Genomic DNA, 24,339 nt, shown 5'->3' with positions numbered 1-24,339 from the left:
CGGAGGAACGGCCGGGCGCGAGGGCACGGGGTTCGCCGGGCGCGGTGCCGAGGGCGGCGCCGACGGAGCGGCGGCCTGGCGCGGCTCGCCGGTCGTCGTGCTGGACGCAGGACGACGAGGTGCGGCGGGAGCCGGCACGGTCCGCGCCTCGGACACGGTTCCGGCGGGGCCGGACTGCGGCGGGGCGGCGGAATCGGTGCTCCGGCCGGAGTCGGTACGCCGGTCCGCATCAGGTCGCCCGTCAGTATCCGCGCGTCGGCTGAAGTCCGTGACTCGCTCGGCATCGGGGCGCTGGCCGAAATCCGTGAGCTGCTCGGCAGCCGCGCGACCGTCGAAATCCGTGCGCCGGCCGGCATCCGTGCGCCCGTCGACGTCCCCGCGCCAGTCGGCATCCGTACGCCGACCGAAATCCCTGAGCTGCTCGGCGTCGGCGCGGCGGCCGAAATCCGTGCGCGTGGGGCGCGCGGTGGGTGCCGTCGGCGGCGTAGTCGGTCTGGGGGGTATGCCGGCGGAGCCCCGGCGCGTGGCAGGGGCCGTCGGTGTGGAGGCGCGGCGGGTCGGCGGCTCGGGGTTCGTCGTGGGGGGCGTCGGGCTCAGGCCGGCGGTCGTTTCCGGGCGGGGCTCGGCCGGGGCGTAGGGACGCAGGAACGGCACCCGGGGGGCCTGGTCCGGCCTGGGCGGGGTGGCACCGGGAGTGACCCGGTCGGCGTTCTCGCCACGCGCGCCCGAGGCGGGCGGCGCGTCCGGGAAGCGGGCCGAGGCCGGCGGCGGTGGCGGAGACGTGGGCGCGGTGCCCTGCGGCACGCGGGACGGGCGGAGGTTGGGAATGCGAGGACGGGAGTCCCGGGCACCGGGCACGGCACGGGCCCCGTCGGCCTCGCCGCCGCTCCCGCCGCGCGGTGCCACGGACCTGCCGGAATCCGCCCGCACCGACCCGTCCGACACCCGCACCCCCGAGGAAGCGTCCCTGTCCACACCGACGGCACGGCTGCTCAGCGGGGCGTCCAACCGACCCTGACGGATCCCCCCGAAAACATCGACATCAGGCCCGGCCGCACGCCGACTGGCCGGAACATCCCGCCCCGCCAAATGCCGCCCCGCCGAAGAATCCACCCCGGCCGCACGCCCCCCGGGCCCGGCTTCCTCAGCCGTCGGGGAGTCGAACTCGGGATTCGTCGGGCCCTGCTCAGGGCCGGGGGCGTGGCGGGATTCCGTGCTCATGCACCCCCCGTTTCCTCGTGCCCGGGCCGTTTCCTCGTACGCGGGTCGTCGTGGTCGTCCTGGTCGTCGGCCGGAGCCGGTGTGGCAGCCATACCCGCACACGCGGAACCGCATCCCGGCGCAGGGCAGGCGGCCGGAGTCGTTCCGTCGTGCGTGCGCGTCACTCTACGGGTTGTCGCCCGGCGAACGGGAACCAGTCCGCGACGCCGGGGGCATCTGCCCGGAACGTCCCCCTACCCTGCGGTAATCCTGTCTGGCAGGCTGCGTTCATGACTGCGCGAGCCGCCGCCCGGGCCCGTTACGACCGGGCCACCGCCCATCTCGACGCTCCTCTCGCGATCGTGGACCTGGACGCCTTCGACGCCAACGCGGACGATCTCGTCCGCCGGGCCGGCGGCAAGCCGGTCCGGGTCGCGAGCAAGTCCGTCCGCTGCCGGGCCCTGCTCGAACGGGTCCTGGCCAAGGAGGGCTTCGCGGGGATCATGTCCTTCACGCTCGCGGAGTCCCTGTGGCTCGCGCGCTCGGGATTCGAGGACGTGCTGCTCGCCTACCCGTCCGCCGACCGGTCCGGCTTCGGCGAACTGGCCGCCGACCCCAAGCCGGCCGCCGCGGTCACCGTCATGATCGACGACCCCGCCCAGCTCGACCTCATCGACGCCTCCCGCTCCGGCGGCCGTGAAGTCGTCCGCGTCTGCCTGGAGTTGGACACCTCGCTGAAGCTGTTCGGCGGGCGCGTGCGCGTGGGAGCGCTTCGTTCGCCCCTGTACTCCCCCGCCCAGGTCGCCGACCTGGCGCGGACCGTGGCGCGGCGGCCCGGGTTCAGGCTGGTCGGGATCATGGCGTACGAGGGGCACGTCGCCGGTGTCGGGGACAGCCTGGCGGGCCGGCCGCTGCGGTCGCGGGCGATACGGCTGATGCAGGCGACCGCCCGGCGTGAGCTGGCCGAGCGCCGTGCCGCCGTGGTGCGGGCGGTCCGGGCCGTGGCGCCGGACCTGGAGTTCGTCAACGGCGGCGGCACGGGCAGTGTGCAGCACACCGCGGCCGAGGACGCCGTCACCGAGATCGCGGCCGGTTCCGGGCTCTACGTGCCCCGGCTCTTCGACAACTACACGTCCTTCACGGGGCGGCCCGCCGCGCTGTTCGCCCAGCCCGTCGTGCGGCGGCCGGGGGTGGGCGTCGTGACCGTGCTCGGCGGCGGCTACCCCGCCTCCGGCGCGGCCGGTCCCGACCGGCTGCCGGTGCCGTACCTCCCGGAGGGGCTGCGGTACGACCCGCAGGAGGGCCCGGGCGAGGTGCAGACGCCGCTGCTCGGTTCGCCCGCCGACGACCTGCTCATCGGCGACAAGGTGTGGTTCCGGCACGCCAAGGCCGGTGAGCTGTGCGAGCGCTTCGACACACTGCACCTGATCGAGGGGGACGCGGTGACGGCGACCGTGCCCACCTACCGGGGTGAGGGGCAGACCTTCCTCTGAGCCCAATGAGCCCGAGCGCGGCCGCCCGCCCCGCCCGGCCCGTCCGGGCCTACCCGGCGTCGAAGAGGTCCGGCAGCACCGAGCCGTCCGGACGCCGGAGGGGGCCGTGGCTGCCGTCCGGGGCCGTGTAGGCCGAGGTGGAGCACGGGTAGGGGTCGGTCCTGCGGGGCAGCGGGTCGATGAACATCGGGTTGACCAGCCAGTGTCCGTCTGCGTCGTCGTAGGCCCGGCACATCAGCTCGGGCTTGTTCCGGTTGACGACCAGGTGCGCGCCGGTGGCGTCGCCGACGAAGGTGACGTCGGTGTCGGCGTCGCCGGCGGCGAGGACCGGCCGGTGCGTCGGTGGCCGGCGCTGCCAGGCCGCGGCGCCGTGGATGCCGTACACCTCCTGGTTGATCCAGCAGCGCTTGCCGTCGATGTACGGGATCGCCTCGCCGCGGGTCGCCGGCAGGCCGCCGCAGCCCTCGGTGCGGGTGGTGAGGCGGCCGTGGCGGTCGAGGACCGAGCGGATGGCGACGGTGTGCGCCGCGTCGATGCCGACGCCCCGGGACCAGACCTCGGTGATCGGTTCGGCGCCGGCGGAGACGATGTAGACCGTGAATCCGGCCCGCCGCAGCGTGCGGATCAGGTCGCGCATCTGGTCGTAGTAGCGGACGTAGGCGGGAACGGTGTGGGTGCCGAGGACGCGGGTCGCGCCGACGGGGGCGGCCAGGGCCTCGCGGCGGGCGGCTCGGGCGTAGGCGGAGAGTTCGGCGGGGGTGCGGCCCGCGAAGAGCTGCGGGATCCAGGCGTACTGCGGGACGGTGCGCCGGTGGTTCCAGGTGCCGGCGAAGGCCGGGGCACCGCTCGTGGTGGTGGCGTGCTCGCGGATTTCGAGGATCTCGTCCGTGCAGCGGGGCCGGGCGGAGGTGGGCAGGGGCGCGCGGACGCCGGTGCCGCAGGCCTCGGTGAGGGCCCGGTCGGCCGCGTCGGTGAGCCACGCGCTGGTGTCCTTCCAGCGGGCGGGACGCAGAAGTGCGTCGTGCCGCAGGGCCCAGGACAGGGTGGCGTCGGTGACGTCGTTCTTGGTGACGGTGTTGTCCCAGTCGAAGGCCGCGACCGGGCGGGGCCGGCGGTCGGGTCCGGCGCAGGTGCCGTGGTCGTCGATGACCTGCTGGAGGTGGGCGCGGTTGTCGCTCTGCCAGGCGCCGGTCAGCCGGGGGCAGCGGGCGGGTGCGCCGGTGGCCGGTGCGGTGGGTGCGGCCGCCAGGGCGGCGGCCGCGACCAGGGTCCACGCGAGAGGAAGTCGCATACGACCCGAACCGTACCGTTCGCCCTTCTACAGGGGCGTGACGTACGCGCCCGAGATTCCGCCGTCGACCAGGAAGTCGGTGGCGTTCACGAAGGACGAGTCGTCGCTGGCCAGGAAGGCGACGGCGGAGGCGATCTCCTCGGCCTCGGCGAACCGGCCGAGCGGGATGTGCACGAGGCGGCGCGCGGCGCGCTCGGGGTCCTTGGCGAACAGCTCCTGAAGGAGGGGGGTGTTGACCGGGCCCGGGCACAGGGCGTTGACCCGGATGCCCTCGCGGGCGAACTGCACGCCGAGCTCGCGGGACATGGCGAGCACGCCGCCCTTGGAGGCCGTGTAGGAGATCTGCGAGGTCGCCGCGCCCATCCGGGCCACGAAGGAGGCCGTGTTGATGATGGAGCCCCGGCCCTGGCGGCGCATGTAGGGGATGGCGGCCTTGCAGCACAGGTAGACGGAGGTGAGGTTGACCTCCTGGACGCGCTTCCAGGCCTCCAGGCCGGTCTCCAGGATGGAGTCGTCGTCGGGCGGGGAGATACCGGCGTTGTTGAAGGCGATGTCGACGCTGCCGTAGGTGTCGTAGGCCGTCTTGAACAGGGCCTCGACCTGCTCGGGGTCGGTGACGTCGACCCTCACGAAGATCCCGCCGACCTCGTCGGCGGCGGCCTTGCCGCGGGCCTCGTCGACGTCGCCGCAGACGATGTGGGCGCCCTCGGAGGCGAGCCGGCGCGCGGTGGCGAGGCCGATGCCGCTGCCGGCTCCGGTGATGACGGCGGTGCGGCCGACCAGGCGGCGGCAGATGGGGGCAGAGGTCTGAGAGGTCACAGTGCGGGGCCCTCCGTGCTGATGAAGACGTTCTTGGTTTCGGTGAAGGCGGTCAGGGCGTCCGGGCCCAGCTCGCGGCCCAGGCCGGACTGCTTGAAGCCGCCGAACGGGGTCCAGTAGCGGACGCTGGAGTGGGAGTTGACGGACAGGTTGCCCGCGCGGACGGCCCGGGAGACGCGCAGGGCGCGGCTAAGGTCGCGGGTCCACAGGGAGCCCGCCAGCCCGTACGGGGTGTCGTTGGCGAGGCGGACCGCGTCCTGTTCGTCGGTGAAGGGCAGCAGGACGGCGACCGGGCCGAAGATCTCCTCGCGGGCCGCCTCGGAGTCGGGCCGCTCCCCCGTGAGCACGGTGGGCGCGAACCAGAAGCCGGGTCCGTCGGGCGCGCTGCCGCGCAGTGCCCGGGCGTCGTCCGGCACGAAGGACCGTACGCGGTCGAGCTGCTGACGGGAGATCAGCGGGCCCATCTGGGTCTTCTCGTCGGCGGGGTCGCCCACCACCACGGCCGACAGGGCGTCGGCGAGGAACGCGTGGACCTCGTCGTACACGGACTCCTGGACGAGGATGCGGGTGCGGGCGCAGCAGTCCTGGCCGGAGTTGTCCAGGAAGGAGAAGGGGTCGACCGCGGCCTTCAGGTCGGCGTCGGCGAAGACGATGTTCGGGCTCTTGCCGCCGAGTTCGAGGGTGACGGGCTTGACCTGCCGGGCGCAGCGTTCCATGACCTCGCGGCCGGTGCGGCTGGAGCCGGTGAACACGATCTTCGCCACGTCGGGGTGGTCGACCAGGGCGCGGCCGGCGATGTGGCCGTACCCGGGGAGGACTTGGAACAGCCCCTCGGGCAGGCCCGCCTCCAGGGCGAGTTCGGCGAGGCGCAGCGCGGTGAGCGGGGTGGTCTCGGCCGGCTTGAGGACGACGGCGTTGCCCGCGGCGAGCGCCGGGAAGGAGCCCCAGGCGGCGATGGGCATCGGGAAGTTCCAGGGGGCGATCACGCCGACCACCCCGAGGGGTTCCTGGAAGGTGACGTCCCAGCCGCCGGGCACGGGGATCTGCTTGCCGAGGAGCCGTTCGGCGCCGCCGGCCGCGTACAGCAGGAGGTCGCGGGCGTTGCCGGCCTCCCAGCGGGCGTTGCCGAGGAGGTGGCCGGCCTCGCGGACCTCCAGCTGCGCGAGTTCCTCGACGTGGGCGTCGACGGTGTCGGCGAAGCGGCGCAGCAGCCGGGCCCGGTCGGCGGGCGCGACCGCGGCCCAGGCCGTCTGCGCCCGCGCGGCCCGTGCGACGGCGGCGTCCACGTCGACGGCTGTCGCGGCGGGGACGGTGGCGACGATCTCCTCGGTGGCCGGGTTGAGTACCTGGAGTTCCAGCTCGTTCGACAAGGAAGGGCCCCTCACATGCGTTCGAAGGAGCGGCGCAGCTCCCAGTCGGTGACCGCGGCGTCGAAGGCCTCCAGTTCGACGCGCGCCATGTTGCGGTAGTGCGCGACGACCTCGTCGCCGAAGGCGGCCCTGGCGATCGGGCTGTTCTCCCAGAGCTCGGCGGCCTCGCGCAGGGTGGTGGGGACGTGCGCGAAGTCGGCGGCGTAGGCGTTGCCCGGGCAGGGCTCGGGCAGTTCCAGCTTCTGCTCGATGCCGTACAGGCCCGCCGCGACCAGGCCGGCGACGGCGAGGTGCGGGTTGACGTCGCCGCCGGGCAGCCGGTTCTCGAAGCGCAGGGACTTGCCGTGGCCGACGACGCGGAGGGCGCAGGTGCGGTTGTCGTGGCCCCAGGCGACGGCGGTCGGGGCGAAGGAGCCCGGCTGGAACCGCTTGTAGGAGTTGATGTGGGGGGCGTACAGGAGGGAGAAGTCGCGCAGGGCGGCCAGCTGTCCGGCGAGGAAGTGCCGCATGACCTCGGTCATGCCCTCGGGTCCGGCCATGACGTTGGTGCCGTCGGCGTCGGTGAGCGAGAGGTGGATGTGGCAGGAGTTGCCCTCGCGCTCGTTGTACTTGGCCATGAAGGTCAGGGACATGCCCTCCTGGGCGGCGATCTCCTTGGCGCCGGTCTTGTAGATCGCGTGCTGGTCGCAGGTGCGCAGGGCCTCGTCGTAGCGGAAGGCGATCTCGTGCTGGCCGGGGTTGCACTCGCCCTTGGCGGACTCGACGGTGAGGCCGGCGCCCGCCATCTCGTTGCGGATGCGGCGCAGCAGCGGCTCGATGCGGCCGGTGCCGAGGACCGAGTAGTCGATGTTGTACTGGTTGGCCGGGGTCAGGCCGCGGTAGTGGGCGTCCCAGGCCTGCTCGTAGGTGTCCCTGAAGACGATGAATTCGAGTTCGGTGCCGACCTGGGCGGTGTAGCCGAGCTCCGCGAGGCGCTCCAGCTGGCGGCGCAGTATCTGGCGGGGGGCGGCGACGACCGGGGAGCCGTCGCTCCAGGCGAGGTCGGCGACGAGCATGGCCGTGCCCGCGTTCCAGGGGACCCGGCGCAGGGTGGCCAGGTCGGGGTGCATGGCGAAGTCGCCGTATCCGCGGTCCCAGGAGGACATGGCGTAGCCGTCGACGGTGTTCATCTCGGCGTCGACGGCGAGGAGGTAGTTGCAGCCCTCGGTGCCGTGGTGCAGGACTTCGTCGAGGAAAAAGCGTGCGGCGAACCGCTTGCCCTGCAGACGCCCTTGCATGTCGGGGAACGCCAGGACAACAGTGTCGATCTCACCGCTCGTGACGAGGGCGTGCAGCTCCTCGACACTGAGTGGGGGTGTGCGGTCTGCCACGGGAGAGCCTCCTTCGGCTTCTTCGGTCAGCCGGGAGCCATAAGGTATTGCGGAGAACCATTGCTTGGGAAGGGGGTGCGGCCGGATGTCGCGGGACACGGGACCCGAAAGGCTGGAGGACCGGCTCACGCCGGTGCTCCGGCCGGTGCGGGCGGGCAACGGCTTCGAGGAGGCGTTGGAGCAGATCCTGCAGGTCGTACGGCTGGGCCTGGTGCCCGGCGGCGAGCGGCTGCCCGCCGAGCGGGAGCTGGCGGAGCGGCTCGGCGTCAGCCGGGTGACGCTGCGCGAGGTGCTCAGGGTGCTGCAGGACCAGGGGCTGGTCGAGTCGCGGCGCGGGCGGTACGGCGGAACGTTCGTACTGCCGCGCGCGGACGCGGGCGGCGAGGACGAGCTGCGCCGGCGGATCGCCGAGGTCGACATCGAGGACATGCTGCGCTTCCGGGAGGTCCTGGAGGTCGGGGCGGCGGGACTGTGCGCCGCTCATGGGCTGACCGACGAGCAGGCGGGGCAGCTGCGGGACGCGCTCGCCCGCACGCACGACGCGCCGCTGAGCGAGTACCGCCGGCTGGACACCCTGCTCCACCTCACCCTGGCCGAGCTGTGCGGCTCGCCGTCACTGACCGCGCAGTACGCGGCGGTCCGGGCGACGGTGAACGACCTGCTCGACTGCATCCCGCTGCTCGTCCGCAATCTGGAGCACTCGCAGCGCCAGCACATCGCGCTGATCGAGGCGGTGCTGGACGGGGACGCCGACGGGGCGCGGGAGATGATGCGGGAGCACTGCGCGGGCACGGCGGCACTGTTGCGGGGCTTCCTGGCATGAGCGCATTCTGTAAAGGTATGAGCGAGCACCTTTGAATGCCTGGGAGGACCGTGTGGCCGGACAGCCGCTGATCGGCATGAGTACGTACCTGGCCGGGGCGCAGTGGAGCGTGTGGGACATGGAGGCGGTGCTGCTGCCGGCCGGATACCCGCGGCTGGTCCAGCGGGCGGGCGGCCTGGCCGTCATGCTGCCCCCGGACGCGCCGGAGCGGGCGGCGGCGGCCGTGGCGCGGATCGACGGGCTGGTGGTCGCGGGCGGCCCGGACGTGGATCCGTCCCGGTACGACGCGGAGCGCTCGCCGCTCACGGGTCCGCCGGCGCCGGAGCGGGACACCTGGGAGCTCGCCCTGATCGAGGCGGCGCTGGCGGCGCGGGTGCCGCTGCTCGGCGTGTGCCGGGGCATGCAGCTGCTGAACGTCGCCCTCGGCGGCACGCTCGTGCAGCACATCGACGGGCACGCGGACGGGGTGGGGATCTTCGGTCGGCACAGCGTCAAGCCGGTACCGGGGACGCTGTACGCGGCGGCCGTCCCCGAGGAGACGTCCGTGCCGACCTACCACCACCAGGCGGTGGACCGGCTCGGCAAGGGGCTCGCCGCGTCCGCCTACGCCGAGGACGGCACGGTGGAGGCGATCGAGCTGCCGGAGAGCGACGGGTGGGTCGTCGGGGTCCAGTGGCATCCCGAGATGGGCGAGGACGCACGCGTAATGCGCGAGCTGGTGCGCGCGGCGTCCTGATCGGGGCCCGCTCGCGGGAGCCCGCGCGCCGGGCCCGCTCGTCGCAGCCCGCTCGTCGCAGCCCGCTCGTCGCAGCCCACCCGTAGGGGCCCACACATAGGGCCCGCCGCAGCCCGCTCGAGGAGGCCTCTCGCCACGGCCCCCGCGCCGGAACCCACTCGTCGGGGCCCACGCGCCGGAGCCCGCGCGTAGGGGCCCGCCACAGCCCGCTCGAGGGGATCGCTCGTCGGGACCCGCTCGCCGGGACCGCGTGACGGGCTCGCTCGTAAGAGCCCGCGCGACGGGCCCGCTCGTAGGAGCCCACGCGCCGCGGCCGCCGCAGCCCGCTCGAGGGGGCCTCTCGCCACGGCCCGCGCGCCGCAGCCCACTCGCCGGGACTCACGCGCCGGAGCCCGCCGCAGCCCGCTCGAGGGACCCACTCGCCACGGCCCGCGCGCAGCAGCCCACTCGTCGGAGCCCACTCGTCGGGACCTACACGCCGCAGCCCGCCCCAGCCCGCGCGTGGGGCCCACTCGCCACGGCCCGCGTGCCGCAGCCAGCTCGTCGGGGCCCGCTCGCCACAGCCCGCGCGCCGGAGCCCCCCGGGCCGCAGCCCGCTCACCCCCGCGTCAGTGACAGCAGTTCCCGGGCAGGTCCGGTCGGTCGGTGGCCCGTCGGCCAGACGGCGCGCAGGGCCCGGGCCAGGGACACGCCGTCGACCGGGATGCTGACCAGGCGGCGCAGGGAGAGTTCCTCGCGGACCGCCAGCTCGCTGAGGACCGCCGGGCCCGCGCCGCTGACCGCCGAGGCCTTCACCGCCGTGGTGGAGGAGAGCTCGATGAGCGGCCGCGCCAGGCCCCCCAGGGCCGCGTCCAGGACCTGGCGGGTGCCGGAACCGCGTTCACGCAGAATCAGCGGCGTGGCCGCCAGTTCGGCGGACGCGAGGGGGCGCCTACGGCGGGCCCAGGGGTGCGCGGGGGCCGTGACCACGATCAGCCGGTCGTGGGCGATCACCGCGGAGTCCAGGCCGGGCGGCACCGTCAGGCCCTCCACGAAGCCCAGGTCCGCCTCGTCGGCGAGCAGCCGCTCCGCCACCGCCGCCGAGTTGCCGGCCAGCAGCGACACCGCCGTGTCGGGGCGCTCGGCGCGCAGGGCCAGGAGCCAGCCGGGGAGCAGGTACTCGGCGATCGTCATGCTGGCGGCGACCCGCAGCCGCGAGTCGCGGCGGTCCCGGAGCGCCTGCGCCCCCACGTCGAACGCCTCCGCCGCCTCCACGACCCGCCGCGCCCAGTCCGTCACCAACGCCCCCGCGTCCGTGAGCCGGGAGCCGCGCGGCGAGCGGTCCACCAGGGCCACGCCGAGCTGGCGTTCCATGGAACGGATCCGGCTGCTGGCGGCCGGCTGCGTGATGCCGACCTCCCTGGCCGCCGCCCCGAGACTGCCCAGTCGCGCCACCGCCAGCAGCAGTTCCAGCGCCCCGAGGTCGGGCACCCGGTGGGCCAGCGATCCGGGCCCCTGTCGCTGCTGTGGCTCGCTCATAAGCCCAGTTTATGTCCCCATAGACGCGTACTCCCTGGTCGCGGCCACCGTCCCGGGCGACGGTGGGGTCATGGTCACCGCAGCCCAGCCCCTGTCCCTCCCCACCGCGCCGCGCCGGCGCGCCGCCGCCGTCCGCCACCTCGGCCCGAACTGGTACGCCTCCGTCATGGGCACCGCCGCCCTGGGGTCCACCGGCGCCGTGCTCCCCGGGCACCCGGAAGGTGTGCGCATGGTCGGCACCGGCCTGTGGGCGCTGTCGCTGCTGCTGCTCGTGACCCTGCTGACCGCCCGCGCCCTGCACTGGACCCACCACCGCGACCAGGCCCGCGCCGATCTCCTCGACCCGGGCATGGCCCCGTTCTACGGCTGCCTGTCCATGGCTCTGCTGGCCGTGGGCGGCGGCGCGCCGACCGTGGGCCGCGACTGGATCGGCACGACGGCCGCGGTCGCCCTCGACTCCGTGCTGTTCGTCGCCGGGACGGTCGTCGGGCTGGCGGCCGCCGTCGCCGTCCCGTACCTCATGGCCGTACGGCATCGGATCGAGCCGGGGCAGGCCACGCCCGTGTGGCTGCTGCCGCTGGTCGCGCCGATGGTGTCCGCCGCCCTCGGGCCGGCCCTGGTGCCGCACCTGCCGGCCGGGCAGGCCCGGGAGACGCTGCTGCTCGCCTGCTTCGCGCTGTTCGGGCTGAGCCTGCTCGCGACGCTGCTGATGCTGCCGCTCGTCTTCGCCCGGCTGACCACCTCCGGTCCGCTGCCCCTCGCGCTCACCCCGACGCTGTTCCTGGTGCTGGGGCCGCTCGGGCAGTCCACCACCGCCGTCGGCGCGTTCGCGGACACCGCGCCCGGGGTCGTGCCCGCGCCCTACGCGCAGGGCTTCGGCATGCTCGCCGTGCTGTACGGGGTGCCGGTGATGGGCTTCGCGCTGCTGTGGCTCGGGCTCGCCGGCGCCCTGGTGGCACGGGCCCGGCGGCGCGGGATGGGGTTCGCGATGACGTGGTGGGCGTTCACGTTCCCGGTGGGCACCTGTGTCACCGGTTCCGCGGCGCTCGCCCGGCACACGGGCCTCGCCGTCTATGACGGCCTCTCGGTCGCGCTGTGCGGCGTGCTCGTCGCCGCCTGGCTCGCGGCCGCCGCGGGCACGGTGCGCGCACTGGTCAGGGGTGAGCTGCTCGCAGGGCCTCGGACAGCACCCGTGGCGCCTCGGTCAGGGACGGCCCGTACCAGGTCAGATGCCGTCCGCTGACGAGGGCGCAGGGCAGTCCGGGGAAGGCCTCGGGGCCGTCGTCGGGGGTGAAGCGGTACGGCTCGTCCGGGAGCACCACCAGGTCAGGGCCGGCCGCCCGCAGTTCGTCGAGGGGGATGCGGGGGTAGCGGTCCGGATGGGACGCGTACAGGTGGTCCACCCCCAGCCGGGTCAGGACGTCGCCGGCGAAGGTGTCCCGGCCGAGGACCATCCAGGGGCGGCGCCAGATCGGTACGACGGCCGACCGGCGGCGCCCGGGCTCAGGCAGCGACGACCAGGTACGCTCCGCCTCCGCCAGCCAGCGCGGGGGCCGCGCCGCGCCGCACGCGGCCAGCACCCGGGTCAGTTCCCGGAAGGCCCCCGGCACCGTGCGCACCTCGGTGACCAGGACGTTCAGGCCCGCCGCGCGCAGGGCGTCGAGGTCGGGGGCGCGGTTCTCCTCCTCGTTGGCGATCACCAGGTCGGGGGCGAGGGCGGCGATCCGGTCGAGCCCGGGGTTCTTGGTGCCGCCCACCCGGGTCACGTCCAGACCCACCGGATGGCCGCACCAGTCCGTGGCACCGACCAGAGCGCCCGGTACGGACACGGCCACCGCCTCGGTGAGCGACGGCACCAGGGAGACGACCCGCATCAGCGGGGACGGTCCTGGACGGCCTCGATGTGTTCGGCGACGGCGACGATGACCACCCGGGTGTCGGGCACGGTGGCGCGCCAGCGGTGGCGGACCCCGCCGGTCAGGTAGAGGGTGTCGCCGCGGCCGAGGCGGTAGGCGCGGCCCTCCGCCTCGATCTCCACGGCGCCGTCGGCGACGTACATCAACTCGTCGTTGCGGTGCTGGAATTCGCGGCCGGCGTCGTGGTCGCCGGTGAACTCGGAGGCGTGCAACTGGTGGTGACCGCGCACGAGGGTCCGCACCCGGGGGGTGAAGTCCTGCTCGGTGGTCTCGGAGCGTACGAGGTCGACGCTGCACGCGGGGTCGGCGGCGGCGAGGAGCTCGACGGCCGTGGTGCGCAGGGCGTCGGCCACCTTCTCCAGGGAGCTGGTGCTGGGGCGGGCCCGGTCGTTCTCGATCTGGCTCAGGAAGGGGACGGACAGTCCGCTGCGCTCGGCCACGACGGCGAGGGTGAGCTCCAGCGCGCGGCGTCGCCGCCGGACGGCCGCGCCCACCCGGACGGGCTGTTGTTCTTTGTGGTCGCCCATCGCTCCGGCTCCCTCCTTCGCTCGTCGCCGTATGATCCGGGTGCCCGTCGTGGGGCACGCCGCTCCTGAGGAGTTCTCTGCACCCTACGCATGTTCGGCAAACCGTTTCATGCCGCCGGCGCATCCCTGGCGCATCACGCGAGGTCGACCCCCACAGATCGCGCCAGTGGAGGGGGGCTCCGGACGCGGCGGGCGCGGGCCTCTCCTTCGGGACGAAGGGGCCGAGGCCACGGAGAGTCGGTACTGATCGAACTGGCGGCCGGTCGCATCGACCAGCGGTGCGGCAAGGCTTGGGTGAAGGCGTAGCTCTATGTGGTTGGCCGGATCCTGACTGTGCACACCCCGTGGGGCGGACCCTCCGCAGGGAGTCTCGCGGTGCGCGAGGAGCGCGTCGCGGCGGCGCCGGTGGTTCGCGACGCCGCTGCTGTCAGTGGCGTGCGGCATGATGCGAGCGTGACCGGACGACTCATGCTCCTCGACACCGCCTCCCTGTACTTCCGCGCCTACTTCGGCGTCCCGGACTCCGTGAAGGCGCCGGACGGCACGCCGGTGAACGCCGTGCGCGGACTGCTCGACTTCATCGACCGGCTGGTCAAGGACCACCGGCCGGACCGGCTGGTGGCCTGCATGGACGCCGACTGGCGCCCGCAGTGGCGGGTCGACCTGATCCCCTCCTACAAGGCGCACCGCGTCGCCGAGGAGCACGAGATCGGGCCGGACGAGGAGCAGGTACCGGACACGCTCTCCCCGCAGGTGCCGGTCATCGAGGAGGTCCTGGACGCGATCGGCATCGCCCGGGTCGGGATCGAGGGGTACGAGGCCGACGACGTGATCGGCACGTTCACCGCGCGCGCCGACGGCCCGGTCGACATCGTCACCGGCGACCGCGACCTGTACCAACTCGTGGACGACGCACGCGGGGTGCGGGTGCTGTACCCGCTCAAGGGCGTCGGCACGCTGCAGCTCACCGACGGGGCGCTGCTGCGCGAGAAGTACGGCGTCGACGGGAGCGGGTACGCGGACCTCGCGCTGCTGCGCGGCGACCCGAGCGACGGGCTGCCGGGCGTGCCCGGGATCGGCGAGAAGACCGCCGCCAAGCTGCTCGCCGAGTTCGGCGACCTGGCCGGGATCATGGCGGCGGTGGACGACCCGAAGGCCAAGCTCACGCCGTCGCAGCGCAAGCGCCTGGACGAGGCACGCCCGTACGTCGCCGTCGCGCCGAAGGTCGTACGGGTCGCCGCCGACGTACCGCTGCCCGAGGTCGACACGAGGCTGCCGCACACTCCGCGCGACTCGGCGGGCCTGGACGGGCTGGCGGTGCGCTGGGGACTGGGCGGTTCCCTGCACCGGCTGCTGACGACACTCGGCGCGTGACCCCGTTCTTGTGAAACGCAAAGGGAGAGGTGCTAACTTAGGTAAACCTAAGCTTGGATCCTGGGAGGCCGTCATGGCAGAACGTCCGGCACGGAAGCCGCGGAAGCCCCATTCCGCGCAGGTCGTCCGCACCGAACGGCTGACCCCGCACATGCAGCGTGTGGTGCTCGGCGGTGACGGCCTGGCCGACTTCTCGGCGGACACCTGCACCGACCACTATGTGAAGCTGCTCTTCGGCCCCGAGGGCGTGACCTACCCGGAGCCCTTCGACATCGACCGCGTCCGCGCTCAGTTCCCGCGCGAGCAGTGGCCGGTGACCCGGACGTACACCGTACGGTCCTGGGATCCCGAACGCCGTGAGCTGACCCTGGACTTCGTGGTCCACGGCGACGAGGGCCTGGCGGGTCCCTGGGCGCTGCGGGTGCGGCCGGGCGAGACCGTCCGCTTCATGGGGCCGGGCGGGGCGTACGCGCCGGACCCGAGCGCCGACTGGCATCTGCTCGCCGGTGACGAGAGCGCGCTGCCCGCCATCGCCTGTTCCCTGGAGGCGCTGCCCGCCGGCGCCAAGGCCTTTGCCTTCGTGGAGGTTTCCGGCCCCGAGGAGGAGCAGAAGATCGACTCCGACGTGGAGGTCGTCTGGCTGCACCGCGGGGACCGGCCGGTCGGCGAGGCCCTGGTCGAGGCCGTCCGCGCGCTGGAGTTCCCGGCGGGCCGGCTGCACGCGTTCGTGCACGGCGAGGCGGCCTTCGTGAAGGAGCTGCGCCGGCTGCTGCGGGTGGAGCGGCAGATTCCGCGCGAGGACCTGTCGATCTCCGGCTACTGGCGCCTGGGTCACAACGAGGACGGCTGGCAGGAGTCCAAGCGGGACTGGAACGCGCGCATCGAGGCGGAGCAGGAGGGCGGCACGGCCGCGGCGGCGTGAGACACCTGCAGCGGCGGTCCCCTGAACAGATGTCAGGGGACCGCCGCTGCCGCGTCCGCCTCGCTCGCCGCGGTCGCCACAGCCGCCCTACGCTGGGCCGATGAGACGCAGGACCCGCACGCCGCCCTCCCCGCTCCCCCAGCGCCACGGGGTGGACCCGGTGCGGGTGCGGCTGCCCGCCGAGGGGCCCTGGGCCACCGTCGGCGAGTATCTGGTGGAGCGGCTGTCCGGGGCCGGCCCCGGGGTGGTCCGGGCGATGCTCGACGCGGGGCGGATCGTCGGGGCCGACGGACGGGCGGTGGCGCCGGACGCCCCGTACGTGCCGGGGATGTTCGTGTGGTTCCACCGGGAGCTGCCCGAGGAGGTCCCGGTGCCGTTCCCGCTGGAGGTCGTGTACCGCGACGCGCACCTCGTCGTCGCCGACAAACCGCACTTCCTCGCCACCACCCCGCGCGGCAGCCACGTCACCGAGACCGCGCTGGCGAGGCTGCGCCGGGAGCTGGACCTCCCGGCGCTCTCCGCCGCGCACCGTCTGGACCGGCTCACCGCCGGACTGGTGCTGTTCACGGTGCGACCCGAGGAGCGCGGCGCGTACCAGATGCTGTTCCGCGACCGGCGGGTGCGCAAGGAGTACGAGGCCGTCGCCCCGTACGAGGCCTCGCTCGCCCTGCCCCGGACCGTGCGCAGCCGGATCGTGAAGGAGCGCGGGGTGCTGGCGGCGCGGGAGGTCGAGGGCGAGCCCAACGCGGTCACCCTCGTCGAACTGGCCGAGCGCCGGGAGGCGGACGGGCTGGGGCGCTACCGGCTCACCCCGGGTACCGGGCAGACCCATCAGCTGCGGGTGCACATGAACGCCCTGGGCGTGCCGATCCTCGGCGACCCGCTGTACCCGGAGGTGGCCGACCCCGTGCCGGCCGCTGACTTCCGGCGCCCGCTGCAACTGCTGGCGCGGGAGCTGGAGTTCACCGATCCGGTCACGGGGACGGAGCACAGGTTCCGCAGTGGGCGGACGCTGGAGGCCTGGTCCTCGTACGCCCGGTGGGCGGCGGGTCAGTGACCGCGCCACCAGCGGCGCAGGCGCTGCCACACGTCCCGGGGACGGCTCGCGGGCTGCGGTGCCGGCTCGGCGGGCCTGGGCGCCGCCGGTCGCGGCTCGGGCGCGGCGGGCCCGGGGGTGCCGAGGTGCCCGGGAGCGGTGGCCTGAGCGGGCACGGTCGGGGCATCGGGTGCCGGTCCGGTCGTGCCGACCTGCCAGGTGGCGCGCTGCGGCGGGATGGGGGCATGGCTGGGCTTGGACCGCACGTCCTGCTGCGGCTTCGGGCCGAACCGTACCGGGAGTTCCACCAGGTGCCGTGAGGAGATCGACTCCCGCCAGCGCAGGTCGTCCTCGTCGCAGTCGAGCTGCACGTCGGGCAGCCGGGACAGCAGGGCGTCGACGCCGACGTCGGCGATGGCGCGGCCGATGTCCTGGCCCGGGCACTCGTGCGGGCCGCCGCCGAAGGCGAGGTGCGAGCGGTTGCCCTGCATGTTGGCGGACAGGTCGGGACGCACCCGCGGGTCGATGTTGCCCGGGGCGGGGGCGAACAGCAGGCCGTCGCCCTTGCGGATGCGGTGGCCGCCGAGCTCCGTGTCCTGCTTGGCGAAGTAGCCGAGAACGGCGCTGAACGGCGGCTCGTCCCACAGGGACTGCTCGACCGCCTCCGGCACCGTCATCTGGCCGCCGTTGAGCTGGGCGCGGAAGCCGGGCTCGGTGAGGACCATGCGCAGCGCGTTGGCGAGGAGGTTGGCGGTGGCCTCGTAGGCGGCGATGAGCACGACTCTGAGGTGCTGGCCGATCTCGTCGTCGGTCAGGCGCGCCGGGTGGTTGACGAGGTGGCTGGTGAAGTCCTCCTCGGGCTGGGCCCGGCGCCGCGCGGTGAGCCGCATCAGGCAGCCCATGATGTACTCGTTGCTGGCGATGGCGGTCTCGGTGCCCTTGAGCATGTCGCGGGCGGCCTGCACGATCCGGTCGCCGTACTCCTCGGGCATGCCGAGGATCTCGCACATCACCGCCATCGGCAGATGCTCCGCGAACTGGGAGACCAGATCGGCCCGGCCCTTCTCGCAGAACGCGTTGACCAGGCGCTGTGTGTGGCGGCCGATGTGGCGGCGGATGCCGCGGTGGTCGATGGTCGACATGGCGCCGGTGACCGCTCCCCGCAGCCGCAGGTGCTCGTCGCCCTCGGCGTGGGAGCAGATGGGCTGCCAGGCGATGTGCGGCATGAGCGGGTGGTCGGGCTTGACCACGCCTTCGAGCAGCGGGGTCCAGATGCGGCTGTCCCGGGTGTACTGCGAGGGGGTGCGCACCATGTGCAGGTTCTCGGCGTGCCCGAGGACCACCCACATCGGCACGTCGTCGTGGAGCAGGACGGGCGCCACGGGGCCGTGCTCTTCCCGCAGTTTCTCGTACAGGCCCTCCAGGTCGTCCGCGCCGGGGCCGTACAGCCGGGCCGGCCCCCCGGGTCCGAGGCCGTGCGCCGGGCAGCCGGGCGGCGGGTCGAGGGTGGAGTCGTCCGTACCGGTGAGGGAGTGGGGTTCAGGCGTCACAGTGGTCGCTCCGAAACTGAGGTCAGTCCGAGGTAACGGGGGTCGGTCGGGCAGGGGTCAGGTGAGCGCGCCGGACATGGCGAGCGAGTGCAGGAAGCGCATCAGGGTCATCAGGACGTCGCGGCTGGAGGCGCGGCGGCGCGCGTCGCACTCGATGATGGGGATCTCCGGGACGAGATCGAGCGCCGTACGCAGTTCCTCGATGGGGTAACGGGGCGCGTCCGGGAAGGAGTTGACGGCGACGACGAAGGGCACGCCGCGCTCCTCCAGGCGCCCTATGACGTCGAAGCTGACTTCCAGGCGCCGGGTGTCGACCAGGACGACCGCGCCGAGGGCTCCCTCGAACAGCCCGTTCCACAGGAACCAGAAGCGCTCCTGGCCGGGGGTGCCGAACAGGTAGAGGACCAGCTTCTCGGTGATGCTGATGCGGCCGAAGTCCATGGCCACGGTGGTGGCCGTCTTCGTCTCGGAGCCGTAGTTGTCGTCCACGCCGATGCCCGCCTGGGTCATCGTCTCCTCGGTGGTCAGCGGTCTGATCTCGCTGACCGAGCCGACCATGGTGGTCTTGCCGACACCGAAGCCGCCCACGATCACGATCTTGACCGCCGCCTGGGCCGTCTGGGGCAGATGATCCTCGGTACGTGGGCCGGGGATGGTGTCAGAGCCTTTGAAGTCCATGCATCACCGCTTCGAGGAGTGAACGGTCGGGGAGCGCCTGGCGGACGATCGGGGCGCGCGCCTGCACCAGTCCGGCCGAGATCAGCTCGGTGATCAGCACGGTCATCGCGCTGAACGGAAGATTGAGGTAGGCCGAGAGCTCGGCCACGGACAGGGGGGCGATACAGAGCCGGAGCAGCGCCGCCTGCTCCGGTGGTACGGACGGCGGTGAATCGGCGCGCGCCACGATCAGCGTCACCAGGTCCAGCTCGGCGCGCGAGCCGTCGGCGCCCGTGATGACGTACAGCCGCTCGGGGTTCTTCTTCTCGCCCTCGCCCTTGCCCTCCACCGCCACGGGGGGCGGGGGCGGCGGTGGAGGGGGGTACTCCTTGGGGTGTCGCCGTTTGCGTTGCGGAGGAGTCATACGGCCTGCCCGTTGCGGCGGGGCGGACTGGTCAGATGGGCGCCGATTCTGACGACGAGGTCGCGCATGCGGTTGCTCATCCGGCCGGGTTCGCAGACCACGTCGGCGAGCACGGCCAGGTAGGCGTTGGCGCCGGCGGCCATCAGGTAGAAGTAGCCGCCGTTGATCTCGATGACGACCAGCTTCATGTCTCCGTTGCTGCCCGGGAGTTCCTGGGCGACGGCGCCCGCCAGGCTCTGCACGCCCGCGCAGGCCGCGGCCAGGCGGTCGGCGGAGTCGGGGTCGCCGCCGTAGCGGGCGATGCGCAGTCCGTCGGCGGAGAGCACCACGATCATCTCGATGCCCGGCACGCCGTCGGCGAGATCCTTGAGCATCCAATCGAAGTTCGCTCGCTGCTGGATCACTTGAGGTCCCCCTCGTCGTCGGCCTCGCTGCGGGCCGGCTGCTCGATCAGGTGCATGTATGCGGTGGGGTTGCGCGTGAAGTCGGTGGGGTGGACACCCGGGTTGCCCTCCTTGAGGCCGTCCCAGAAGGCCTCGACCCACATGCCCGGCTCGCGCTCGTTCAGCTTCTTGCGCTCGGGGTCCTCTTCGGGCTCCGGCTCGGGCTCGGGCTTGTGCTGCGACCAGATGGTCGGCCTGCCCTCGCGTTCGGCGCGCTCGATGGCGGCCTGTTCGACGATCCGCTGGGTCAGCGAGGTCTTGACCTTGCTGCGGCGCTGCGGCAGCCCGCCCGCCGTCCACTCGGTGACCTCGGGGACGTCGTCCTCCATGGAGACCCCGGCGGGGATGCGCGGGCTGGTGGGGCGGCGCTTCTTCGGCGGGCGCTTGGGGCCCTCCAGGGCGCCGAGTTCGGCCTTCGGCACCGCGGTGGCGCCGATGCCGTGGGCGAGTCCGGGTGAGGGCTCGCCGGTCATCATGTTGCTGGGCACGATGAGGACGGCGCGGACGCCGCCGTAGGCCGAGGCCCGCAGCGAGACCTGCATGTTGTACGCCGAGCAGAGCCGGCCCACGACGGCGAGGCCGAGGCGGGGGCTCTCGCCGAGGTCCTGGAGGTCGACGCCGGCCTTGGCGCGCTCCAGCATGTTCTCGACGCGGGCGCGGGACTCCTCGCTGAGGCTGACGCCGCCGTCCTCGATCTCGATGCACACGCCGGTCTGCACCTCGGTGGCGGTGACGTGCACCTTGGTGTGAGGCGGCGAGTAGCGGGTGGCGTTGTCGAGGAGTTCGGCTGCGGCGTGGATGACCGGTTCGACGCAGGTGCCCTTGATGTTGACCTTGGCGATGGAGGACAGGTCGATGCGGCGGTACTCCAGGATGCGCGACATCGCGCCGCGCAACACGCTGTACAGGGCGACGGGGTTGGGCCACTGGCGGCCGGGGCGGCCGCCGCCGATGACGGAGATGGAGTCGGCCAGGCGGCCGATCAGCGCGGTGCCGTGGTCGATGCGCAGCAGGTCGTCGAAGACCTCGGGGTTGCGGCCGTGGTCCTCCTCCATCTCCCGGAGTTCCGAGGCCTGCTGGTGGACGATCGCCTGGACGCGCTGGGCGATGTTGACGAAGGAGCGCTGCGCCGAGTCGCGCATGGCCTCCTCGTCGTCGACGATCTTGAGCACGGTGCGCAGCACGTCGCGCTGCGCTTCGGGGATGTGCCGCAGTTCGGGGTCGGAGTCGAGGACCGCGTGAATCACCTCTCGGGGGGATTCACCGTGGCGCAGCCGGTACAGCGCGGTCGGCACGATCTCCGTCGCGAACCGGATGAGCTCCTCGTCGTGGGCGGCGAGGCGCCCTTCCAGATACGCGGTGTGACGGGCGTGCTCGGTCCGCAGTGCCCGCAGATGGCGGCCGCGTCGTACCGCTTCGGCGGCTGTCGCGGACACCAGCACCGTGGCGACGGCTCCGCACCAGCCGACGGCGGTCCGGGCCGGTGCCGCCACCAGGGCGACGGCGGCTCCGGTCGCCGCGGCCATCAGTATGGCGGGCAGCAACAGCGCCCGCGCATAGGGAAGTTCACGGCCACCGGGAGGCGATTGAACACTCACCATGGATGCCCTCTGAGAAGTATCGGCTGGGTGTCGGGGGAGTTTGTGGGGGGAAGAGTCATGGAGCAGTCAGGATCTTCGTAACCTTTGGGAACAAGCGCACGAATTCACCTCAACTCGGTGCGCCGCGGGCGAGCTTAGTCCGAGCGGATCATCGCCGTGTCATATTCAGCAAGCACCTGAAATCACCTGTGTGACAGGAGTACGCTCGGCCCCATTTATACGCTCAGCCCACATTCGAACACGGTGGGTGACGGCGAAAGGGCATGCGAAAACCACTCACCGTGACGGGTGAGTTCGGGCGCCGGGGGCGGCGCGGAGCTCAGGAAGCGAGCGGAAGAGGGCAGCGCCCTGAAGGGGCGCGGGGAGCCGCGCGACCGACCGCAGCCCACCCGCACCCGCACACGAAACGGTCAGCCCACCGACGAGTAGGCGACAACGCCTCGCAGCAACTGGTCAACGGCCTTGCGCGCGGCCTTCGTCACGGTCGAGCCCTCCACAGGAGACGCCGCCGAGATCTGCCCCAGCACGTCGATCACCTGCTTGCACCAGCGCACGAAGTCGCCCGCCGGCATCTCGGCCTCGCGCAACACCTCGTCGAGGCCCTTGCCGCTGGCCCACATGTACGCGGCCCAGGCGAAGCCGAGGTCGGGCTCGCGCTGCCCGACGCCCTCGGTCTGCGTGATGCGGAACTCCTCCTCCAGGGCGTCCAGTCGTCCCCAGATCCGCACCATCTCGCCAAGCGCGGCCTTGGCCTTGCCCGAGGGCAGCTTCGGCGCGAGCGCGTCGTCACCGACCCGGGCCTCGTACACCAAGGCGGAGACGCACGCGGCGAGTTCGGCCGGTGCAAGTCCCTCCCAGACGCCTTCCCGCAGGCATTCGCTGGCGAGCAGGTCGAGTTCGCCGTACAACCGGGCGAGCCGCTTGCCGTGCTCGGTGACGTCGTTGCCGCGCAGATAGTCGAGTTCGGTCAGCAGGGCCACGATCCGGTCAAAGGTGCGCGCGATCGTGTTCGTACGGCCCTCGATGCGGCGCTCCAGCTGCGAGGTGTCGCGCAGCAGCCGGTGGTAGCGCTCGGCCCAACGGGCGTGGTCCTCACGTTCGTTGCACCCGTGGCAGGGGTGGGCGCGGAGCTCGGTGCGCAGCCGGGCGATCTCCCGGTCGTCGGCGGCCTGGGACCGCTTCTTGCGGGCCCGCTCCGGCGGGATGTGCCCGGCCTTGGAACGCAGCGCGGAGGCGAGGTCCCGACGGGACTGCGGGGAGCGGGGGTTGAAGGACTTCGGGATCCGCATCCGCTCCAACGGCTCCACCGGCACCGGGAAGTCCATCGACGCCAGCCGCTTGACCTGCCGTTCGGCGGTCAGCACGAGCGGGCGCGGCCCGTCGTGGTGCTCGAAGCCGCGGTGGCCGTTGGAACGCCCCGCAGGCAGCCCCGGATCCAGCACCAGGGCCAGCCCTGCGTACTTCCCGGTCGGCACGTGGATGACATCGCCCGGCTTCAGCTTCTCCAGGGCGACGGCGGCCTCCGCACGGCGCTCGGAGGCGCCCTGCCTGGCCAGTTCGGTCTCGCGGTCCTTGAGCTCCCGGCGCAGCCGCGCGTACTCCTCGAAGTCACCGAGGTGGCAGGTCATGGACTCCTTGTAGCCCGACAGGCCCTCCTCGTTGCGCTGCACCTGCCGGGAGATCCCGACGACCGACTTGTCGGCCTGGAACTGCGCGAACGACGTCTCCAGCAGCTCGCGCGAGCGGTGCCGGCCGAACTGCTCGACCAGGTTGACCGCCATGTTGTACGACGGCTTGAAGCTGGAGCGCAGCGGGTACGTGCGGGTGCCCGCGAGTCCGGCCAGGTGATCGGGGCTCATGCCGCGCTGCCAGAGCACGACCGCGTGGCCCTCGACGTCGATGCCACGGCGCCCGGCGCGTCCGGTCAGCTGGGTGTACTCGCCGGGGGTGATGTCGGCGTGCTGCTCGCCGTTCCACTTGACGAGCTTCTCCAGCACCACCGAGCGCGCGGGCATGTTGATGCCCAGCGCGAGCGTCTCGGTGGCGAAGACGGCCTTCACCAGGCCGCGGACGAACAGTTCCTCGACGACCTCCTTGAAGGTCGGGAGCATGCCCGCGTGGTGGGCGGCGATGCCGCGCTCCAGGCCCTCCAGCCACTCGTAGTAGCCGAGGACGTGCAGGTCCTCGGTGGGGATGGAGGCGGTGCGCTCCTCGACGAGCGCGCGCACCTTCTCCCGCGCTTCCTCGTCGTTGAGGCGCAGCCCCGCGTGCAGGCACTGCTGGACGGCGGCCTCGCAGGCGGCGCGGCTGAAGATGAACGTGATGGAGGGCAGCAGGCCCTCGGAGTCGAGCCGCTCGATGACCTCGGGGCGGCCCGGCGTCCACACGCGGGCGCGCTGTCTGCGCTCGCGCTCACGGTCGGCCTCGCGCATGCTGCGGCCGCGTCTGCGGTCCTGGAAGGACGGCCGGCTGGCCTCCATACGGGCCAGCCGGGTCAGATCCGGATTGACGGCCCTCTTGTGGCCCTCGCCCTCCTCGAACAGGTCGTACATCCGGCGCCCGGCGAGCACGTGCTGGAACAGCGGCACGGGCCGGTGCTCGGAGACGATCACCTCGGTGTCGCCGCGGACCGTGTCGAGCCAGTCGCCGAACTCCTCGGCGTTGGACACGGTCGCGGACAGTGACACCAGGGTCACCGACTCGGGGAGGTGGATGATCACTTCCTCCCAGACGGCGCCGCGGAAGCGGTCGGAGAGGTAGTGCACCTCGTCCATGACCACGTACCCGAGGCCCAGCAGGGTCTGGGAGCCGGCGTAGAGCATGTTCCGCAGCACCTCGGTGGTCATCACGACCACGGGGGCATCGGAGTTGACGCTGTTGTCGCCGGTGAGGAGGCCGACCATGCCGTTGCCGTAGCGGCGGCACAGGTCGGCGTACTTCTGGTTCGACAGCGCCTTGATGGGCGTCGTGTAGAAGCACTTCCTGCCCTGCTGGAGGGCGAGGTGGACGGCGAACTCGCCCACGATCGTCTTGCCGGAGCCGGTGGGGGCGGCCACCAGCACGCCCTTCCCCGCTTCGAGCGCCTGGCAGGCCTCGATCTGGAAGGGGTCGAGGCCGAAGTCGTACATCTCGCGGAAGGAGGCGAGCGCGGTGGCCTGCTCGGCTGCCCGCCTGCGGGCTGCCGCATACCGCTCGGCCGGTGAGAGGTCCTCTGTCATCGTGCTTTCGAGCGTACCGGGCCGCACTGACAACAGGACGATCATTAACCG

General features: G+C 72.9%; 21 protein-coding genes. 8 read left to right on the top strand and 13 right to left on the bottom strand.

All coding sequences use genetic code 11. The annotated features are described in order from the left end of the window. Nucleotides 1-826: 826 nt before the first annotated feature. The gene (locus IPZ69_RS32080; protein WP_235458160.1) at nt 827-1,018 is read left to right on the top strand and encodes a hypothetical protein; all 192 of its coding nucleotides are present in this window, start codon (nt 827-829) and stop codon (nt 1,016-1,018) included. A 472-nt stretch (nt 1,019-1,490) separates the two neighbouring features. Then, complete coding sequence (locus IPZ69_RS32075) at nt 1,491-2,693, top strand: amino acid deaminase/aldolase (protein ID WP_235458159.1); 1,203 nt, start codon at nt 1,491-1,493, stop codon at nt 2,691-2,693. 49 nt (nt 2,694-2,742) lie between these two features. Here the strand turns inward: IPZ69_RS32075 and IPZ69_RS32070 are convergent, their stop codons facing one another. Genes IPZ69_RS32070 through IPZ69_RS32055 form a run of 4 tightly spaced genes read right to left on the bottom strand, consistent with a single transcriptional unit; the run spans nt 2,743 to nt 7,543 of the window. Further along, nucleotides 2,743-3,984 carry a haloacid dehalogenase-like hydrolase gene (locus IPZ69_RS32070; protein WP_235458158.1) on the bottom strand — a complete coding sequence of 414 codons (1,242 nt, stop codon included), beginning with the start codon at nt 3,982-3,984 and terminating at the stop codon, nt 2,743-2,745. Nucleotides 3,985-4,011: 27 nt separating this feature from the next. After that, nucleotides 4,012-4,803 carry a 3-oxoacyl-ACP reductase gene (locus IPZ69_RS32065; RefSeq protein WP_235458157.1) on the bottom strand — a complete coding sequence of 264 codons (792 nt, stop codon included), beginning with the start codon at nt 4,801-4,803 and terminating at the stop codon, nt 4,012-4,014. Next, nucleotides 4,800-6,173: an aldehyde dehydrogenase family protein gene (locus tag IPZ69_RS32060; RefSeq protein WP_235458156.1), complete on the bottom strand. Its 1,374-nt coding sequence runs from the start codon at nt 6,171-6,173 to the stop codon at nt 4,800-4,802. The genes IPZ69_RS32065 and IPZ69_RS32060 overlap by 4 nt, the downstream gene beginning before the upstream one ends. Before the next feature lie 11 nt (nt 6,174-6,184). Next, complete coding sequence (locus tag IPZ69_RS32055; RefSeq protein WP_235458155.1) at nt 6,185-7,543, bottom strand: glutamine synthetase family protein; 1,359 nt, start codon at nt 7,541-7,543, stop codon at nt 6,185-6,187. Between the two features lie 85 nt (nt 7,544-7,628). Between IPZ69_RS32055 and IPZ69_RS32050 the strand changes: the two genes are divergently transcribed. Both IPZ69_RS32050 and IPZ69_RS32045 read left to right on the top strand, forming a co-directional pair. Next, nucleotides 7,629-8,366: a FadR/GntR family transcriptional regulator gene (locus IPZ69_RS32050; protein WP_235458154.1), complete on the top strand. Its 738-nt coding sequence runs from the start codon at nt 7,629-7,631 to the stop codon at nt 8,364-8,366. Between the two features lie 52 nt (nt 8,367-8,418). Then, complete coding sequence (locus IPZ69_RS32045) at nt 8,419-9,102, top strand: gamma-glutamyl-gamma-aminobutyrate hydrolase family protein (protein ID WP_235458153.1); 684 nt, start codon at nt 8,419-8,421, stop codon at nt 9,100-9,102. Between the two features lie 597 nt (nt 9,103-9,699). On the opposite strand, the gene IPZ69_RS32040 is transcribed toward IPZ69_RS32045, so the two are convergent. Continuing rightward, on the bottom strand, nt 9,700-10,620 hold the full coding sequence (locus IPZ69_RS32040) for a LysR family transcriptional regulator (protein WP_235458152.1): 921 nt from the start codon (nt 10,618-10,620) through the stop codon (nt 9,700-9,702). A gap of 70 nt (nt 10,621-10,690) precedes the next feature. Here IPZ69_RS32040 and IPZ69_RS32035 point away from each other — a divergent pair, with 70 nt between their 5' ends. Then, nucleotides 10,691-11,863 carry a TDT family transporter gene (locus IPZ69_RS32035; RefSeq protein WP_235458151.1) on the top strand — a complete coding sequence of 391 codons (1,173 nt, stop codon included), beginning with the start codon at nt 10,691-10,693 and terminating at the stop codon, nt 11,861-11,863. Here the strand turns inward: IPZ69_RS32035 and IPZ69_RS32030 are convergent. After that, nucleotides 11,775-12,494, bottom strand: a complete 720-nt coding sequence (locus IPZ69_RS32030) for a helical backbone metal receptor (RefSeq protein WP_235458150.1) — start codon at nt 12,492-12,494, stop codon at nt 11,775-11,777. The two genes, IPZ69_RS32035 and IPZ69_RS32030, sit on opposite strands and share 89 nt — an antisense overlap. Beyond that, nucleotides 12,494-13,063: a helix-turn-helix domain-containing protein gene (locus tag IPZ69_RS32025; RefSeq protein ID WP_235458149.1), complete on the bottom strand. Its 570-nt coding sequence runs from the start codon at nt 13,061-13,063 to the stop codon at nt 12,494-12,496. The genes IPZ69_RS32030 and IPZ69_RS32025 overlap by 1 nt, the downstream gene beginning before the upstream one ends. Before the next feature lie 453 nt (nt 13,064-13,516). Here IPZ69_RS32025 and IPZ69_RS32020 point away from each other — a divergent pair, with 453 nt between their 5' ends. From IPZ69_RS32020 to IPZ69_RS32010, 3 genes are all read left to right on the top strand, one after another. Beyond that, the gene (locus IPZ69_RS32020; protein ID WP_374294546.1) at nt 13,517-14,437 is read left to right on the top strand and encodes a 5'-3' exonuclease; all 921 of its coding nucleotides are present in this window, start codon (nt 13,517-13,519) and stop codon (nt 14,435-14,437) included. Between the two features lie 73 nt (nt 14,438-14,510). Then, nucleotides 14,511-15,359, top strand: a complete 849-nt coding sequence (locus IPZ69_RS32015; RefSeq protein ID WP_235458148.1) for a siderophore-interacting protein — start codon at nt 14,511-14,513, stop codon at nt 15,357-15,359. Nucleotides 15,360-15,459: 100 nt separating this feature from the next. Continuing rightward, complete coding sequence (locus IPZ69_RS32010; protein ID WP_235458147.1) at nt 15,460-16,416, top strand: RluA family pseudouridine synthase; 957 nt, start codon at nt 15,460-15,462, stop codon at nt 16,414-16,416. Here IPZ69_RS32010 and IPZ69_RS32005 read toward each other — a convergent pair. The 6 genes from IPZ69_RS32005 to IPZ69_RS31980 form a co-directional block, all read right to left on the bottom strand. Continuing rightward, nucleotides 16,410-17,945 (bottom strand): cytochrome P450, encoded by a 1,536-nt coding sequence (locus tag IPZ69_RS32005; RefSeq protein WP_235458146.1) that lies wholly within the window; start codon nt 17,943-17,945, stop codon nt 16,410-16,412. The two genes, IPZ69_RS32010 and IPZ69_RS32005, sit on opposite strands and share 7 nt — an antisense overlap. Nucleotides 17,946-18,002: 57 nt before the next feature. Further along, nucleotides 18,003-18,623, bottom strand: coding sequence for a GTP-binding protein (locus IPZ69_RS32000; protein WP_235458145.1), 621 nt, complete (start codon nt 18,621-18,623; stop codon nt 18,003-18,005). Then, nucleotides 18,604-19,026, bottom strand: coding sequence for a DUF742 domain-containing protein (locus tag IPZ69_RS31995; protein ID WP_235458144.1), 423 nt, complete (start codon nt 19,024-19,026; stop codon nt 18,604-18,606). The genes IPZ69_RS32000 and IPZ69_RS31995 overlap by 20 nt, the downstream gene beginning before the upstream one ends. Beyond that, nucleotides 19,023-19,430 carry a roadblock/LC7 domain-containing protein gene (locus tag IPZ69_RS31990; protein ID WP_235458143.1) on the bottom strand — a complete coding sequence of 136 codons (408 nt, stop codon included), beginning with the start codon at nt 19,428-19,430 and terminating at the stop codon, nt 19,023-19,025. Before IPZ69_RS31990 ends, IPZ69_RS31995 begins: the two co-directional genes overlap by 4 nt. Further along, on the bottom strand, nt 19,427-21,070 hold the full coding sequence (locus IPZ69_RS31985) for a sensor histidine kinase (RefSeq protein ID WP_235458142.1): 1,644 nt from the start codon (nt 21,068-21,070) through the stop codon (nt 19,427-19,429). The genes IPZ69_RS31990 and IPZ69_RS31985 overlap by 4 nt, the downstream gene beginning before the upstream one ends. Nucleotides 21,071-21,480: 410 nt before the next feature. Then, the gene (locus IPZ69_RS31980) at nt 21,481-24,333 is read right to left on the bottom strand and encodes a DEAD/DEAH box helicase (RefSeq protein WP_235458141.1); all 2,853 of its coding nucleotides are present in this window, start codon (nt 24,331-24,333) and stop codon (nt 21,481-21,483) included. Nucleotides 24,334-24,339 lie beyond the last annotated feature (6 nt).

The sequence above is a fragment of the Streptomyces olivochromogenes genome (assembly GCF_021538895.1).
GTDB lineage: Bacteria > Actinomycetota > Actinomycetes > Streptomycetales > Streptomycetaceae > Streptomyces > Streptomyces olivochromogenes_A.
The sequence above is the reverse complement of the archived record's forward strand: the minus strand, read 5'-3'. Positions and strand labels throughout refer to the sequence as shown.